This window comes from Micromonospora echinofusca (assembly GCF_900091445.1).
Taxonomy (GTDB): domain Bacteria; phylum Actinomycetota; class Actinomycetes; order Mycobacteriales; family Micromonosporaceae; genus Micromonospora; species Micromonospora echinofusca.
The window spans coordinates 2,103,465-2,120,179 of sequence record NZ_LT607733.1 but is presented as its reverse complement, the minus strand read 5'-3'; the positions used below and the strand labels follow the sequence as shown (position 1 = coordinate 2,120,179).

The window sequence follows — 16,715 nt, the reverse complement described above, 5'->3', positions numbered from 1 at the left end:
CCGGCGGCCAGGACGCGGCCTGCCGCGACCGGTGGTTGGCGTGCCCGCGGGCCGCGAAGGCGTACGCCTCGGCCCGTCGCACCACGCCCGCGCGCGGTGGGGTGGCTACCGGCGCGGCGGGGCCGCGACGCTGGCGCGGGCGACCAGGCTCGGTGCGACCGTCTGCCGCAACGGGCCGGCGAGGTCCGGGGACGCGATCTGGGCGAGCAACATGTCCAGGCTCGCCCGGGCGACGGCGGCGAAGTCGGGCCGCACGGTGGTCAGCGGCGGGATGAAGTACGCCGCCTCCGGCACGTCGTCGAAGCCGACCACGCTGATGTCGTCGGGCACCCGCCGGCCGTGTTCGTGCAACGCCCGCAGCACACCCAGCGCCAGGTGGTCGTTGGCGGTGAAGACCGCCGTGACCTCCGGCATCCGGGCGAGCATCTGACCGCACCGGTAGCCGGCCGCCGCGGACCAGTCCGCCGGGACCAGCGGCGGCACCTCGGCGCCGGCCAGTTGCAGGGCCTCCCGCCATCCTTCGATGCGCCCCGCGCTGTCGAACCAGTCCGGTGGGCCGGAGACGTGCCAGACCGTCCGGTGCCCCGCGTCGAGGAGGTGCTGCGTGGCGGCCCGGGCGCCGGCGACCTGGTCGACGGTCACCAGCGGGATCGGTCGGCGCGGGTCACCGTCGACGGTGACCAGGGGCACGTCCTGAGGAAGCCGTTCGAGGGCCTCCCCGGCCGATTCCACCGGCGCGATCACGACGATGCCGGCGACCCGGTGCGCGAGGTGCCGCTCCACCGCCGCGGAGATGGACTGGTGGTCCAGGTCGCTCACGCTGCCGACGCTGACCGCGAACCCCGCCTCGGCGGCCGCCTGCTCCAGGGCGGCCAGCAGCGAGGCCGGACCGTAGAGGGTGGTGTTCTGCGCGACCACGCCGATGACCTGGGACCGGCCGGTCACCAGCGCCCGCGCGGCCCGGTTGGGTCGGTAGCCCAGCTCGGCGATGGCCGCCTGGACGCGAAGCCGGGTCTGCTCGCGCACGTTGGGGTGCCCGTTGAGGACCCGGGACACCGTCTGGTGGGAGACGCCGGCGAGGCGAGCCACATCCGTCATCGCGGGACTCCGCACGGCCACCTCACCTCCCCCGCCCGCCCGTCGGCGATCGCGCACGCCGACGTCGACGGGAGCGGCCTTCGTGGTGCTGAATCCGCCCTCCCATCCGCCACGGCGACGTGTGCCGGGTGACCGAGGTTGGAACGTCGACAGTCTACGCCAGCCGTCCCGTCGCCCAGAGTGCGGCTGAGCCGTCCGGTCCGGCACGGCGTCGCCGGACCCCGACGAATCGGTGGGGTGCGTCTGCGTCCATCGCCCCTACGGGTCCTGCGACAACATCCGTGCCCGCTGCCCGAGGGATCGCGTGGCCCCCTCGGAGCAGGGATTCCTGGCGGCGCGCGGCCCGGGGCCGGAGCGGTTCGCGACCATGCTCCGCGTCCCGCCCCGGCCCGTCCGCCGCACCGTCCTCAGGCTGCCGCACGTCCAGGGAAGGCGACCGGCATCACGGTGTGCTGAGGGTGAACCGACGCACCGTCACCGCGCCGCCCAGGGACTGGGTGGCGTGGTTGAAGATGCCGAACCGGTATCCCATGAAGAACTGCCAGGCGTTGTTGAGGGTCAGCGCGTTGCCCAGCGCGACGAAGGTGACCCCGTCGGTGCTGTACGAGAACCTCGCCTGCCGCCCCGAGCCGGGTCGGATGTCGGCGTTGGCGCGCAACCAGATCCGCCCGCCGGAGACCGGCGCGCTGGCGATCTCGGTGCCGGTACCCGTCGTGTTCCAGTTGTCGCTGCCCATGGTCAGGCCATTGGTCATGACCACGCGGGTGGCGCCATTGTCCCGCTTGATCCCGATCCACGCCGACGTGTCGCGCAGCATCGCCAGCCCGGCCCGGTCGCCGTCGCGCATGGTGGAGTAGTCCAGCTCGATGGTTCCGGTCGAGGTCGGCCCCTGGATCCGGTGGGTCAGCGTGTTGCGGGCCCGGTAGAGGTCGTTGGTCACCGACGCGGTCTGTAGGCGCAGCCCGTCATTCACCGACCACCGGTTGTCGTCCGGGTTGTGGTTCCACTCGTACTGGACGCCGAGGCTGGTGCCCGGGAAGGTGTCGGTGCCGGTGAGCGGCTTGACCGGGCGCGGTGGCAGCGGATGGGGATAGGTGCTCCCCCAGGCGCCGTTGACCGCCTGCACCCGGGGCCAGCCGTCGCTGGTCCAGGTGATGGGCGCCAACGTCGGCATCCGCCCACCCGGGTACGCGTCGGTGAACGCCATGTAGTACCAGGCGCCGGTCTGGGTCTGCACCAGCCCGCCCTGGTGGGGCACCCCGCCGCCGGCGATCGGACCGGGCATGTCGAGCAGCACCTGTCGCTGCTCGTACGGGCCGAACGGACCGTTGGTCGACTTGAGCACGTACTGACCGTTGGCCGGGCGGGTGAGCCAGATGTAGTAGGCGCCGTTGCGCTTGTAGAAGCGTGCCCCCTCCAACGTGCCGATGCTCGACGGCGTCTGGTAGACCTGCTGGGCCCGCACCTGGGTACGCCCGTCGGCGGACAGCTGGGCGACGCTGATCGTGCCGTTGCCGTACGCGACGTACATGGTGTCGTTGTCGTCGATCAGCATCCCCGCGTCGTAGTAGCAGTGGGGGATGGTGGCATGGCGGTTCCACGTGGCGTCGACCGCGGACGCGGTGTAGATGTGCGTCTGGGCGAAGTCGATGCAGCCGGCCCAGTAGAAGGTCCGGTTGCTCGGCCGGTAGTTCAGCGTGGAGGCCCAGATGCCGTCGACGTAGCCGTGGGTGCCGCCTGCCATGTCGTACTTCGTGCCGAAGTCCAACCGGGGCACCGAGTGCCCGGCGAACTCCCAGTTCACCAGGTCCCACGAGCGCAGCACCGGTGCGCCCGGGGAGTAGTGCATGGTGGACGCGGACATGTAGTAGACGTCGCCGACCCGGATGATGTCGACGTCGGCGAAGTCCTGCCAGACGACCGGGTTGGTGAAGGTGCCGCCGGGGGTGCCGGCGTCGCCCACGCGGATCAACTGCCACTGCTGGTGGGTGCCGTTGAAGTCGTCGTACTGCACGACGTTGCCGCCGTCGGCCGTGGAGGCGTTCTGCACCTCCACGGCCCGGTTCGAGTTGCGGTTCACCAACCGCACGAAGCCGCCGGCCGAATCCGCCAGCCGGAACTGCTGGTTCGTGCCGTTGTGGTCCGCCCACTGCACCACGGCCGCACCGTTGGCCGTGGAGAAGTTGTACACGTCGAGCACCTTGCCCGAATGCCGCGACCTCAGCCGGTAGAAACCGCCACCGGAATCCACGAACTGCCACTGCTGCCAGTTGCCGTCGTTACGCGACCACTGCGCGATGCGCGCCCCGTCGGTCGTCGCCCGGTCGTACACGTCGAGGGCCTTGCCGCTGTTGCGGTTCACCAACACGTACCACGCGTTCGTGTCGACCGTCGCCGCCGACGCCGGGGCCGGGGACACCGCGACGAGCCCGCCCGCCACGAGCACCGCCACCACCGCGGCGGAGACACGCGTCAGCCAACCACGTCGTCGGGGCACAGCCCGCGGGGGTCCATCGATGGCCACCATGATCCTCCTTCGAGAGCGTTGACAGGGAACGGATCCGTCGGGGCGCGCGGGTCAGAACCCCCGGGCGAGCCGGTAGTAGGCCTGGTTCCACCGGATCTCGTCGGCGAAGCGGCGTGGGTCGGTGTGCCCGTCGATGACGACCAGCTCGGTGCGTGTCATCTCGGCCAGGTCGTACAGCTCCTCCACGCCCACCGCCTGGGACAGCACGGTGTGGTGCGGGGCGCCGGCGGTGATCCAGGCCTCCGCCGAGCCGGCCAGGTGCGGGCGGGGCCGCCACACGGCCCGCGCGACCGGCAGCCGGCGTAGCGGACGCGGCGGCGCCACCACGTCGACCTCGTTGGCCACCAGACGGAAGCGCTCCCCCATGTCCGCGAGGCCGAGCACCACCGCCGGACCGGGCGCGGCGTCGAACACCAACCGGACGGGATCCTCGCGTCCGCCGATGCTCAACGGATGGATCTCGACCTTCGGGGTGTCACCGGCGATCGACGGGCACACCTCGAGCATGTGGGCGCCGAGCACCAGCTCGTCGCCGGGCGTCAGGTCGTAGGTGTAGTCCTCCATGAAGGACGTCCCGCCCCGCACCCCGACCGCCATCGACTTGAGCGAGTGCACCAGCACCGAGGTCTTCCAGTCGCCCTCCCCGCCGAAGCCGTAGCCGTCGGCCATGAGTCGCTGCACGGCGATGCCCGGGAGCTGGCGCAGGCCGCCCAGGTCCTCGAAGTTCGTGGTGAACGCCCGGAAACCGCCCTCGTCCAGGAACGCGCGCAGGCCCAGTTCCAGCCGCGCGGCGTAGCGCAGGGAGTCGTGTCGCGCCCCGCCCGGCCGTAGCTGCGGATCGACGCGGAAGGTGTCGTCGTACTCCTTGACCAGGTCGTCGATGCGCGCGTCGGCCACCTGGTCGACGACCGCGACGAGGTCGTTCACCCCGTAGGTGTTGACCGAGACGCCGAAGCGCAGCTCCGCCTCGACCTTGTCGCCCTCGGTAACCGCCACGTCGCGCATGTTGTCCCCGAAGCGCGCCAGCCGCAGCGAACGCATCGCCGAGTACCCGAGCGCGGCCCGCGCCCAGGCCCCGATCCGGGCGGTCACCCGGGGGTCGCTGACGTGCCCGGCGACGGTCTTGCGAGCGACGCCGAGACGGGTCTGGATGAAGCCGAACTCACGGTCGCCGTGCGCGGCCTGGTTCAGGTTCATGAAGTCCATGTCGATCTCGTCCCAGGGCAGCATGACGTTGGCCTGGGTGTGCAGGTGCAGCAGCGGCGTGCGCAGGGCGTCCAGACCGGCGATCCACATCTTGGCCGGCGAGAAGGTGTGCATCCAGGCGATCACCCCGACCGCGCCCTGCACGGCGGCGTCCCGACACGCGTCGAGGATGTCGGTGCTGGAGGTCAGGATCGGCTTCCAGACCACCCGTACGGGGATCCCCGGTGCGTCGTCGAGCTGCGCGGCAATCTGCCGGGACTGGTCGGCGACCTGCCGGAGGGTGTCCTCGCCGTACAGGCCCTGACTGCCGGTGAGGAACCAGACCTCGGGTTCGGGGTGCGATGCCATGCAATTGCCTTCCGAGAGGGGCGGTCACTTGAGGCGGATGCCGATGAGGCGCTGGAGGAGGATGAAGGCGAAGAGCAGGCCACCGATCACGATCCTCGTCCACCAGGAGTTGAGGCTCCCGTCGAAGGTGATCAGAGTCTGGATCACGCCGAGCACCAGCACGCCGAGCACCGTGCCGAACACGTAGCCGGACCCGCCGGTGAGGACGGTGCCGCCGATGACGACGGCCGCGATCACGTCCAGTTCCATACCGACGGCGATCAGCGGTGCCCCGGAGAGCGTGTAGAACGACAGCAGGATGCCGCCCACGGCCGAGCACAACCCGCTCACCGTGTAGACGGCGATGCGGGTACGCCCCACCGGCAGGCCCATCAGCAACGCCGACTGCGGGTTGCCGCCGATCGCGTACACGTTGCGGCCGAAGCGGGTGTACGTGAGCACGTAGGCGGCCACGAGCACCACCGCGAACGCGATCAGCACGCTGATCGACACGAAGTTCCCCCTGGGATCCCCGATGCGCTCCTGTGACACGGCCGTCCAGAAGCCGTCGGTGATGGGGATCGACGCGTCGCTGATGAACGTGCACATGCCCCGGGCGAAGAACATCCCGGCGAGGGTGGCGATGAACGGTTGGATCTCGAAGAAGTGGATGGCGCAGCCCATCAGGAACCCGAGGGTCGGGCCGATCAGCAGCGCGATGACCAGCACCAGGCCCGCGGGCAGCCCGACCCGCAGCAGCGACGCCGACACCATCGCGGTCATCGCGACCACGGAGCCGACCGACAGGTCGATGCCGCCGGTGAGGATCACGAAGGTCATGCCGACCGCGACGACCAGCAGGAACCCGTTGTCGATGAAGACGTTGAAGACGACCTGGACGTTGGAGAACGCGCGGTACTGGGACACGCCGACGCCGTACATGACCAGCAGCAGGGCGAGCGTGGCCAGGACCGGTACGTGCCGCCGGGGCACCCCGGGCCGCCAGGTGCGGCCGGTGGTCAGCGACGTACTGCTCATGCCGGCACCTGCTCCTTCTCCCGCCGCGCCGCCGCGGGCCCGGGTGTGGGTGCGCCCCGTCGGCGGCGGAACCTGGCCCGGAACGCCGGCGACTGGATGAGGCAGACGGCGATGACGACGACCGCCTTGAACAGCAGGGCCGTCTGCGGCGAGATGTTCAGGGCGTAGACCGAGGTGGTGAGGGTCTGGATGATCAACGCGCCGAGGACGGTGCCGCCGAGGGAGAACCGGCCGCCGGCCAGTGAGGTGCCCCCGATGACCACCGCGAGGATCGCGTCGAGTTCCACCCAGAGACCGGCGGCGTTGCCGTCGGCGCTGGACACGTTCGCCGTCATCATGAAACCGGCGATCGCGGCGCAGGCGGCGCTGACCACGTACACGAGAAAGGTGACGCGCCCGGAGCGGATGCCGGCCAGCCGGCTCGCCTCGGCGTTGCCACCGACGGACTCGATGATCAGGCCGAGCGCGGTGCGGCGGGTGAGGGCGGCGATGAGCAGGGCCGCCGCGAGTGCGGTGAAGATGGCCAGCGGCAGGGTCAGGAAGTGGCCGAGCCCGATCGCCCGGTACGGGCCGGAGTTGATCGTGATGATCTGGCCCTCGGTGATCAGCTGTGCCAGGCCTCGCCCGGCCACCATGAGGATCAGCGTGGCGATGATGGGCTGGATGCCGATGACGGCGACCAGCACCCCGTTCCAGGCGCCGAGCACGAGCGCGGCGCCGAAGGCCAGCGCGACCGCCGTGAGGACGGTCGACGGGCTGTTCTGATCGGGCGCCGTGCTGATGTGAAGGCAGGCGATGGCGCCTGCGATGGCACAGAGCGAACCGACGGACAGGTCGATGCCGCCGGTGGCGATGACGAGGGTCATGCCCAGCGCGACCAGCATCAGCGGTGCGCTCAGCCGGAGAATGTCGACGAGGGAGCCGTACAGGTGCCCGTTCTTGACCTCGATGGCGAGGAAGCCGGGCCGGTTGACCGCGTTGGCCAGGAGCATCACCACCAGCACGAGCACCGGCCAGAACAGGCGGTGGCCGGTCAGCGGACGGAGGCGGTCGGCGACGGCGTTCACCGGACCGCCTCCCCGCCGCTGGTGGCACGGGCGATGGTCCGCATGACGCGGTCGGCGTCGAGGGTGTCGTCGTTGTCGAGCTGGGCGACCATCGTCCGGTCACGCATCACGGCCACCCGGTGGCTCAGCCGCAGCACCTCCTCCAGCTCGGCGGAGATGAACAGCACCGCCATGCCGTCGTCGGAGAGCTGGACCACCAGTCTCTGGATCTCGGTCTTCGCGCCGATGTCGATGCCACGGGTGGGCTCGTCGAGGATCAGCAGACGTGGCTCGGTGATGAGCCAGCGGGCCAGGAGCACCTTCTGCTGGTTGCCGCCGGAGAGGTTGCGCACCGGCAGGTCCGGGTTCGCCGGCCGGATGCTGAGCGCCCGGACGTACCTGTCGACCAGCTCGTCCTGCCGGCGGCGAGGAATCGGCCGCAGCCAACCACGGGCCGCCTGCATCGCGAGGATCATGTTCTCCCGCACCGACAGCTCGGGGATGACGCCCTCCGCGCGGCGGTTCTCCGAGCAGAACCCGACGCCGCGGGCGATGGCCTGGCCGGGGTGGCGCACCTGCGTCCCGCCGCCGTCGATGAGGACCGTGCCGTGGTCGGCGCGGTCGGCACCGAACAGCAGACGCGCCACCTCGGTACGGCCGGAGCCGAGCAGGCCGGCGAGCCCGACCACCTCACCGGCGTGGATCCGCAGGCTGAAGGGCGCGACCGCGCCGGTGCGACCCAGCGCCGACGCGTCCACCAGCGGAGCCGCGTCGCGCCGGACGGCGGTGGTCCGCTGCTGCTGCTCGTCGAGGCGTTCCAGGACGTCGAGCTCCTTGCCGATCATCTTCTCGACGAGGCTCAGCTGGGGCAGTTCCCCGGTCCGGTACTCCCCCACCAGAGCGCCGTTGCGCAGCACGGTGATGCGGTCGGCGATGTCGTAGACCTGGTCGAGGAAGTGCGTCACGAACAGGATGGCGATGCCCTCGTCGCGCAGTTGCCGCATGATCCGGAACAGTTGGGCAACCTCGCCCGCGTCCAGGCTGGACGTCGGCTCGTCCAGGATCAGCACCCGGGCCCTTACGTCGATCGCCCGGGCGATGGCGACCATCTGCTGCACCGCCAGCGAGTACGTGCCGAGCGGCGAGCCGACGTCCACGTCGAGGTCCAGCCGGGCCAGCAGTTCCCGCGCCCGCCTGCGCATCTCGCCCCAGCGGATCGCGCCGAACCGGCGAGGCTCGCGGCCGATGAAGATGTTCTCCGCCACGGACAGGTTGGCGCAGAGGTTGACCTCCTGGTAGACGGTGCTCACGCCGCAGGCCGACGCCTGCATCGGGCCGCTGAAGCTGACCCGCTCACCGTCGAGCACGACGGTGCCCTCGTCGATGGCGTGCACGCCGGTCAACACCTTGATCAGGGTCGACTTGCCGGCACCGTTCTCGCCCATCAGGGCGTGGACCTCGCCCGGGAACAGCCGGAAGTCGACGTCGTGGAGCGCGCGTACCCCGGGGAAGGTCTTACTGATCCCGGTCATGGTCAGGACCGGACGGCTACCCGTCATCTGATCGGACCTCTTCTGGAGAGTGGCGGTACGAGAAGGGCCAGCGACGAGCCGGGGTCGCCGCCGCCGGGCGGCGGCCCCGGCGTCGGTCAGTACTTGCGGTTGGGCAGCGCCTCCTTGGCCTGCTCCTGGGTGAAGGTGGTCTCCTCGGTCTCGATCCGGGCGGGCACCTCCTCGCCGGCGTGGACCTTCTTCGCCAGGTCCATCAGCTGGGGGCCGAGCAGCGGGCTGCACTCGGCGATGAAGTTGAACTTGCCGTCCGCGAGGGCCTGCATGCCGTCCTTCACCGCGTCGATGGTGATGATGGTGATGTCCTTGCCGGGCACCTTGCCGGCTGCGGTGATCGCCTCCAGCGCGCCCAGGCCCATGTCGTCGTTGTGCGCGAAGAGCACGTCGATCTTCGGGTTGGCCTTGAGGAACTGCTCCATGACCTGCTTGCCGTCGGCCCGCTTGAAGTCGCCCGACTGCGAGGCGACGATCTTCAGGTTCGGGTTGGCAGCGATCGCCTTGGCGAAGCCCTCCTTGCGGTCGTTGGCCGGCGCCGATCCGGTCGTTCCCTGAAGCTCGACGATGTTCACCGGGCCACTGGCGCCCTTGGTCTGCTCCACCAGCCACTCGCCGGCGAGGCGGCCCTCCTTGACGAAGTCCGACCCGAGGAAGCTCTTGTAGAGGGACTTGTCGGCCGAGTCGACGGAGCGGTCGGTCAGGATCACCGGGATGCCGGCGTCCTTGGCCTCCTTGAGCACGGTGTCCCAGCCGGACTCCACCACCGGCGAGAAGGCGATGACGTCCACCTTCTGCTGGATGAAGTTGCGGATCGCCTTGATCTGGTTCTCCTGCTTCTGCTGCGCGTCGTCGAACTTGAGCTCGATGCCCGCCGCCGCAGCGGCTTCCTTGATCGAGGTGGTGTTCGCCGTCCGCCAGCCGCTCTCCGCGCCGACCTGCGAGAAGCCCAGCGTGATCGTGCCGTCGGCGGCGGAGCCGTCGCCGGTGTCGCTGTTGCCGCAGGCCGCCACGCTGCCCGTGAGCAGCACGGCGGCGACGACGGCGACGATGGTGCGTGCCGTTCTCCTGGTTCTCATCGGTTCTCCTCGGGATGGGTGATCCGGACCCGTGACCTGGGGCGCGTGTCCCGGGTCGTGACGGGGTTGGTGCGGGAGGGGCCGTGCCCGACGGATGGGCCGGTCAGGAGCGTCGAGGCACTCCCGGTGACCCGCCGGTGGAGCGTTGGCCGTAGACGTTCTGGTAGCGGTCGTGAAGCGAGCTGATGTCGGCCTGCGCCATCGGCAGCGGCTGCCCGAGTGCCCTTGCCAGGTGCGCGGTGCGGGCGACGTCCTCGCACATCACCGCGGCCTTGACCGCCGCGCGGGCGTCCCTGCCGATGGTGAAGACCCCGTGGTTGCGCATGAGCACCGCGGGCGAGCGGTGCCCGGACAGGGTGCTGACGATCCCCTTGCCGATGTCGTCCCCACCGATCAGCGCGAACGGTCCCACCGGGATCTCCCCGCCGAACTCGTCGGCCTGCGCGGTCAACCAGCACGGGATGGCCTCACCCCGGGCCGCCCAGGCGGTGGCGTAGCTGCTGTGGGTGTGCACGACGCCGCCGACCTCGGGCATGGCCCGGTAGACGTAGGCGTGCGCGGCCGTGTCGCTGGACGGCGCCGCGTCCCCGTCGACCACGGTGCCGTGCAGGTCGCAGACGACCATGGTGTCCGCCGTCAGGGCGTCGTAGTCCACCCCGCTGGGCTTGATCACCATGAGGTCCTGGCCCGGGACCCGAGCCGAGACGTTGCCGGCGGTCCAGGCCACGAGCGCGTACCGGGTCAGCTCGCCGTGCAGGCGGGCCACCGTCTCCCGCAGGGCCCGCACCTGCCGTGCCGTGTCGGTGTTCACCCGGCCACCTCCAGGGCCGTCGCCCTCGGCGCGTGCGCGGCGGCGTTCCGCATCGCCCGCAGGCGGAGCATGACGTCGTCGCCGCCGCGACCGAAGTGGTCGTGCAGGGCCCGGTACTCGGCGTACAGGGCTTCGTACGCCCGCACGTTGTCCGGGTCCGGCTGGTACACGCCCTCGTCGACCCGGCCCATCGCCTCGGAGGCGCGGTGGACGTCCGGGTACGCCCCGGCGGCGACCGCCGCGTGGATCGCCGAGCCGAGCGCCGGCCCCTGGGCGGAGCCGATGATGCCCAGCGGGCGGTTGGTGACGTCGGCGTAGATCTGCATGAGCAGCCGGTTCGAGGTGAGACCGCCGGCGACGACCAGGTCGTGCACCGGTATCCCGGCCTCGACGAATGCCTCGATGACCAGCCGGGTGCCGAACGCCGTGGACTCCAGCAGCGCCCGGTAGACGTCCTGCGGCCGGGTGGCCAGCGTCAGCCCGACGATCATCCCGCTGAGGTCGTGGTTGACCAGCAGCGACCGGTTGCCGTTCCACCAGTCGAGCGCGACGAGGCCGTGGGCCCCGACCGGTTGGCCGGCGGCCAGCTCGGTGAGACGCTCGTGCGACGCGACTCCGGCCGGCGCGGCGTGCCTGACGAACCAGCCGAAGATGTCCCCGACCCCGCTCTGCCCGGCCTCGTAGCCCCACGCGCCCGCGCTGATGCCGCCGTCGACGACACCGCACATCCCGGGTACCTCGGCGAGCCGGGTGCCGTTGACCACGTGGCAGGTGGAGGTGCCCATGATGGCCACCAGTCGGCCGGGCGCCAGGGCCCGCGCGGCGGCCACGGTGACGTGCGCGTCGACGTTGCCGGCGGCGACCGCGATGCCCGCCGGCAGTCCCGTCCAGGCGGCGGCGCGGGCGCTGAGGGTGCCGGCGCGCTCGCCGAGCGGCAGCAGCGGGCCGTCCAGCTTGGTCACGAAGTCGGCGAAGTCCGGGTCGAGCGCGCTCAGGTAGTCGGTCGACGGGTATCGGCCGTCCTGTCGGATGCCCTTGTATCCGGCGGTGCAGACGTTGCGGGTCTCCTCGTCGCACAACTGCCACACGATCCAGTCGGCGGCCTCGACGAAGCGCTCGGCGCGGTGGTAGATCTCCGGGTCCTCCGCGAGGATCTGCAGGCCCTTGGCGAACTGCCACTCGGCGGAGATCTTGCCGCCGTAGCGACCGAGCCACGGCTCGTCGCGCTCGTGGGCCAGCGCGTTGATGCGGTCGGCCTGCGGTTGGGCCGCGTGGTGCTTCCACAGCTTCACCCAGGCGTGCGGGCGGTGGCGCAGCGCCGGTATCTCGCACAGCGGCGTGCCGTCGGCGAGCGTCGGCAGCACCGTGCAGGCGGTGAAGTCGGTGCCGATGCCGATCACCTGCGACGGATCCACCCCGGCGTCGGCCATCGCCGCGGGGACGGCGTGCCGCAGGACGTCGCGGTAGTCCTGCGGGTCCTGAAGGGCCCAGTCGGGGGGCAGTGCCGGGCCGCCGTCGGGGAGCGCGGCTTCGATCACGCCGTGCCGGTACTCGTGCACCGCGGTCCCGACCTCGGCACCATCGCGGACCCGCACCACGAGGGCCCGCCCGGAGAGCGTGCCGTAGTCGACTCCGACCACGTACCGATCGCCCCTACCGTCCACACTGCTCATGCCCACCTCCGATCAATGACCGGCCTAGTGTTAACGCTCACATCGAACATCGTCAAGACACCATCCGGCAACAGCTCCGTAACGGAAGGACGGGCGGGAGCGCGCACCCGGAACCAGGAACTTCACGCACAGTCACCGTCCGCCTGCGCGCGGCGGCCGGACAGGGTGCCGACGCCCGTCGGGCGGGTGCACCGGAGGGCGGATCGCCCACCATCCGCCTCCGACTCGCCGGCAGCGCATTGTTAGCGACAACTCTCGGCCCCCTTTGCATTCGCCCGCTCGCAGCGACAGCGGCCGGGAGACAGCCTCCACTCCGGGGACGACCACCTTCGCACATGCATTGAGCAGCACGTCTGGTCCATCGCGGCGGATCCGGACTGGCGCCAGCCTCCGCGCGGACCGATCGACACCGACACAGCAATTTACATCGGTGGATGTCAGCGATAACATTTCGCGCATCATCGCGACACATCCGGGCAGCCACGGGGCTGGAGCCGACCGGGGTCGCGACGACGGACGGCGACGACGTGATCCGCACGCGGTCGGCCGCGGCTGAACGAACCGACCCGAGGTGCGCCATCGATGCCCGCCGACAGGGCCGGGCGAGCATCCCCCGACCACGCCCGGTGACGCCCTCGTTCGCCGTCACCCGGCGTCGGCGCCCGACACCGACGCCACTTACCGCTCAGACCGAGGAGGAACACGTGCGCAGACCGAGACAATGGCTGACCGCCGCCCTGGGCGTCCTGGCGGTGGCCCTCGCGACGACCGTCGCGGACGGGGTCGTCGCGCCCCCTCCCGCACAGGCGCTGAACAACGGCGTCGCCCGGACGCCGCCGATGGGTTGGAACACCTGGAACACGTTCGGCTGCAACATCGACGAGACACTCATCCGCCAGATGGCCGACTCGATCGTCGCCAACGGGCTGCGGGACCTCGGGTACAGGTACGTCGTCGTCGACGACTGCTGGTTCAACCCGGACCGGGACGCGCAGGGCAACCTCCAGGCGCATCCGCAGCGATTCCCGAGCGGCATGAAGGCGCTCGGCGACTACCTGCACTCGCGCGGCCTGCTGTTCGGCATCTACCAGGCACCACTGGACCAGACCTGTGCGCAGTACTTCGACGCCTTCCCCGGCTCGACCGGCAGCCTCGGGCACGAATACCAGGACGCCCGACAGTTCGCCGCCTGGGGCGTGGACTACCTGAAGTACGACTGGTGCTCCCCCACCGGGACCATCAACGACCAGGTCGCCAGGTTCGGCATCATGCGGGACGCCCTGGCCGCCACCGGCCGACCGATCGTCTACAGCATCAACCCGAACAGCATCCACGAGAAGACCGGGCCGCAGCGCAACTGGAGCGACGTGGCGAACCTCTGGCGCACCACCGAGGACATCACCAACGCGTGGAACACCGGCCAGACCAACGGCTACCCGATGGGCATCCAGAACATCGTCGACGTCAACGTGCCGCTCGCCGGGTACGCCGCACCGGGCGGGTTCAACGACCCGGACATGCTGGAGATCGGCAACGGCGGCATGACCGACACCGAGATGCGCAGCCACTTCGCACTGTGGTCGATCATGGCGGCGCCGCTCATGATGGGCAACGACCTGCGCTCGGCCAGCGCGGCGACGCTGACCATTCTCAAGAACCAGAACCTGGTCGCCATCAACCAGGACGGTCTCGGCCTGCAGGCGGTCCAGGTGTCCCACGACGGCACCCGGCGGGTCCTGGCCAAGCGGCTGGCCAACGGTGACGTCGCGGTCGCCCTGTTCAACCAGGGCGGCTCCGCCACGACGATCTCCACCACGGCGGCGGCGATCGGCAAGACCGGCACCTCGTTCACCCTGCGGGACGCGTGGACCAACGCCACCTCCACGACCACCGGCGCCATCTCCGCGAGCGTCCCCGCCCACGGCACGGTGGTGTACCGGGTCAGCGGCGGCGGCACCACCAACCCGCCTCCCCCCGCCACGTTCCGGCTACGCAGCGATTCCGCCGGGCGATGCCTCGACGTCGACAACTCGAACACCGCCAACGGCACCGGGACGCTGATCTGGGACTGCCACGCCGGTCCCAACCAGCAGATCACCCAGAACGGCCAGACGCTGCGGATCCTCGGCAAGTGCCTGGACGTCCCGACGACCGCCGCCAACGGCACCCGGGTGCATATCTGGGACTGCAACGGCGGTACGAACCAGCAGTGGGCCTTCCACAGCAACGGCACGGTGAGCAACGTCCGCTTCCCGTCGCTGTGCCTGGACGTCAACAACGGTGGCACCGCGAACGGCACCACGGTCATCCTCTGGTCCTGCCACGGCAACCCCAACCAGCGATGGAGCCGGGTGTGACCGGTGGCGCCGACCATGGTCCGCGGCCGGGTGGACGCGCCCTCCCCCCACCCGGCCGCCGCCCGCGGACGCGGGCCGTACCGGTCAGCGGTTGCGCCGACGCTGGACCGCCCGACACCCTTGGGAGTGAACCATGAAGCTGACACGTGCACGCCGGATCAGGACGAGAACTCGGCACGCCATCGCCGTACTCGCCGGCCTGATCTGCGCCATCGCCCTACCGCCTGCCACGGCGCAGGCCGACAACCCGATCGTCCAGCACATCTACACCGCCGACCCGGCACCGATGGTGCACGACGGACGCGTCTACGTCTACACCGGGCACGACGAGGACGGCTCGACGTACTTCACCATGCGCGAGTGGCGGGTCTTCTCGTCGGCCGACATGGTCAACTGGACCGACCACGGCGTCCCGATGAACCTCGGCACCTTCGCCTGGGCGGACGCGGACGCCTGGGCAGGCCACGTCGTCCCGCGAAACGGGAAGTTCTACTGGTACGTCCCGGTGCGGCAGCGCGGTGGAGGAATGGTGATCGGGGTCGGGGTCGCCGACAGCCCCACCGGGCCGTTCCGGGATGCGCTCGGCCGCCCGCTCGTCGGCAACGGTGAGATCGACCCGCACGCCTTCGTCGACGACGACGGGCAGGCGTATCTGTACTGGGGTAACCCGAACCTGTGGTTCGTGCGGCTCAATCCCGACATGATCTCGTTCTCCGGCAGCCCGACCCGGATCCCGCTCACCACCGCCGGGTTCGGCACCCGGACCGGCAACCCGAGCCGCCCGACGCTCTACGAGGAAGGCCCGTGGGTCTTCAAGCGCAACGGGCTCTACTACAACGTGTTCGCGGCGGAGTGCTGCTCCGAGTTCATCGGCTACTCGACGGCACCCGGCCCGACCGGACCGTGGACGTACCGGGGCACGATCATGCCGCGGCAGGGTGCCAGCTTCACCAATCACCCCGGCTTCGTCGACTTCAACGGGGGGTCGTACTTCTTCTACCACAACGGGGCGCTGCCCGGCGGCGGCGGATTCACCCGCTCCGTGGCGGTGGAGAAGTTCGCCTACAACCCCGACGGCACCATCCCCACGATGAACATGACCACCGCCGGCGTCCCACAGGTCGGCACGCTGAACCCGTACACACGGCAGGAGGCCGAGACGATCGCCTGGGGTTCCGGCATCGAGACCGAGCCGTCCAGCGAGGGTGGCATGAACGTGGGTTACCTCGCCAACGGCGACTACATCAAGGTCAAGGGCGTCGCCTTCGGCACCGGCACGAGCTCCTTCAGCGCCCGGGTGGCCTCCGCGGCGGCCGGCGGTCGGATCGAGGTACGACTCGACAGCGTCACCGGTCCGCTCGCCGGCACGTGTGCCGTCGGCGGTACCGGCGGCTGGCAGACGTGGACCACCTCCACCTGCGCGGTCAGCGGGGCCACCGGCACCCGCGACCTGTATCTGCGATTCGCCGGAGGCACCGGAAACCTGTTCAACGTCAACTGGTGGCAGTTCGGCAGCGGGACGGCCGCCCCGTCGTACCGGGTCACCAACCGCAACAGTGGCCAGGTCGTCGACGTCCAGCAGCCGAACCTCGACGACCTGGCCGTGATCGGTCAGTGGACGAGCAACGGACAGAGCTGGCAACAGTGGCGGTTCCTCGATGCCGGCAGCGGCAACGTACGCCTGCAGAGCGTCCACAGCGGCAAGTGCGTCGACGTGCTGAACTTCTCCACGGCCGACGGGGCCCGGATCGTCCAGTACACCTGCCACGACGGCCTCAACCAGGTGTTCAGCTGGCGATCCACCGGTGATGGCTACCACCACCTGGTCAACGCCAACAGCAACAAGTGCCTGGGCGTGGTCGCCGGATCCACCGCTCCCGGCGCCGTCCTGGAACAGCGGACGTGCAGCTCCGCCGCGAGCATGCAGTGGTCCCGCGCCTGAGTCGACCTCGGGAGAGGGCTGTGCGGTGACGCTCGATCGTCACCGCACA

The 16,715-nt window shown here is 70.4% G+C and carries 11 protein-coding genes; 2 read left to right on the top strand and 9 right to left on the bottom strand.

Annotated elements, in window-relative coordinates:
• Window positions 1-105: 105 nt before the first annotated feature.
• The 9 genes from GA0070610_RS09615 to araB form a co-directional block, all read right to left on the bottom strand.
• Window positions 106-1,098: a LacI family DNA-binding transcriptional regulator gene (locus tag GA0070610_RS09615; RefSeq protein WP_172896491.1), complete on the bottom strand. Its 993-nt coding sequence runs from the start codon at window positions 1,096-1,098 to the stop codon at window positions 106-108.
• A gap of 442 nt (window positions 1,099-1,540) precedes the next feature.
• Window positions 1,541-3,622 (bottom strand): RICIN domain-containing protein, encoded by a 2,082-nt coding sequence (locus GA0070610_RS09610; RefSeq protein WP_392567297.1) that lies wholly within the window; start codon window positions 3,620-3,622, stop codon window positions 1,541-1,543.
• Window positions 3,623-3,676: 54 nt separating this feature from the next.
• Window positions 3,677-5,179, bottom strand: coding sequence for an L-arabinose isomerase (araA, locus tag GA0070610_RS09605; protein ID WP_088999698.1), 1,503 nt, complete (start codon window positions 5,177-5,179; stop codon window positions 3,677-3,679).
• Window positions 5,180-5,203: 24 nt separating this feature from the next.
• A complete protein-coding gene (gene yjfF / locus GA0070610_RS09600) occupies window positions 5,204-6,196 on the bottom strand; it encodes a galactofuranose ABC transporter, permease protein YjfF (RefSeq protein ID WP_088999697.1) in 993 nt (330 codons plus the stop codon).
• Window positions 6,193-7,263: an ABC transporter permease gene (locus GA0070610_RS09595; RefSeq protein ID WP_088999696.1), complete on the bottom strand. Its 1,071-nt coding sequence runs from the start codon at window positions 7,261-7,263 to the stop codon at window positions 6,193-6,195. Before GA0070610_RS09595 ends, yjfF begins: the two co-directional genes overlap by 4 nt.
• Complete coding sequence (locus tag GA0070610_RS09590; protein WP_088999695.1) at window positions 7,260-8,801, bottom strand: sugar ABC transporter ATP-binding protein; 1,542 nt, start codon at window positions 8,799-8,801, stop codon at window positions 7,260-7,262. The genes GA0070610_RS09595 and GA0070610_RS09590 overlap by 4 nt, the downstream gene beginning before the upstream one ends.
• A gap of 89 nt (window positions 8,802-8,890) precedes the next feature.
• The gene (locus GA0070610_RS09585; RefSeq protein WP_088999694.1) at window positions 8,891-9,883 is read right to left on the bottom strand and encodes an ABC transporter substrate-binding protein; all 993 of its coding nucleotides are present in this window, start codon (window positions 9,881-9,883) and stop codon (window positions 8,891-8,893) included.
• A 103-nt stretch (window positions 9,884-9,986) separates the two neighbouring features.
• Window positions 9,987-10,694 carry an L-ribulose-5-phosphate 4-epimerase gene (locus GA0070610_RS09580; RefSeq protein WP_088999693.1) on the bottom strand — a complete coding sequence of 236 codons (708 nt, stop codon included), beginning with the start codon at window positions 10,692-10,694 and terminating at the stop codon, window positions 9,987-9,989.
• On the bottom strand, window positions 10,691-12,367 hold the full coding sequence (gene araB / locus GA0070610_RS09575; RefSeq protein WP_088999692.1) for a ribulokinase: 1,677 nt from the start codon (window positions 12,365-12,367) through the stop codon (window positions 10,691-10,693). Before araB ends, GA0070610_RS09580 begins: the two co-directional genes overlap by 4 nt.
• 839 nt (window positions 12,368-13,206) lie before the next feature.
• Here araB and GA0070610_RS09570 point away from each other — a divergent pair.
• Entirely contained in the window at window positions 13,207-14,724 is a 1,518-nt protein-coding gene (locus GA0070610_RS09570; protein WP_231926173.1) for a glycoside hydrolase family 27 protein, read from the top strand.
• Between the two features lie 133 nt (window positions 14,725-14,857).
• On the top strand, window positions 14,858-16,666 hold the full coding sequence (locus GA0070610_RS09565) for a family 43 glycosylhydrolase (RefSeq protein ID WP_088999690.1): 1,809 nt from the start codon (window positions 14,858-14,860) through the stop codon (window positions 16,664-16,666).
• The last annotated feature ends 49 nt before the right edge of the window (window positions 16,667-16,715 follow it).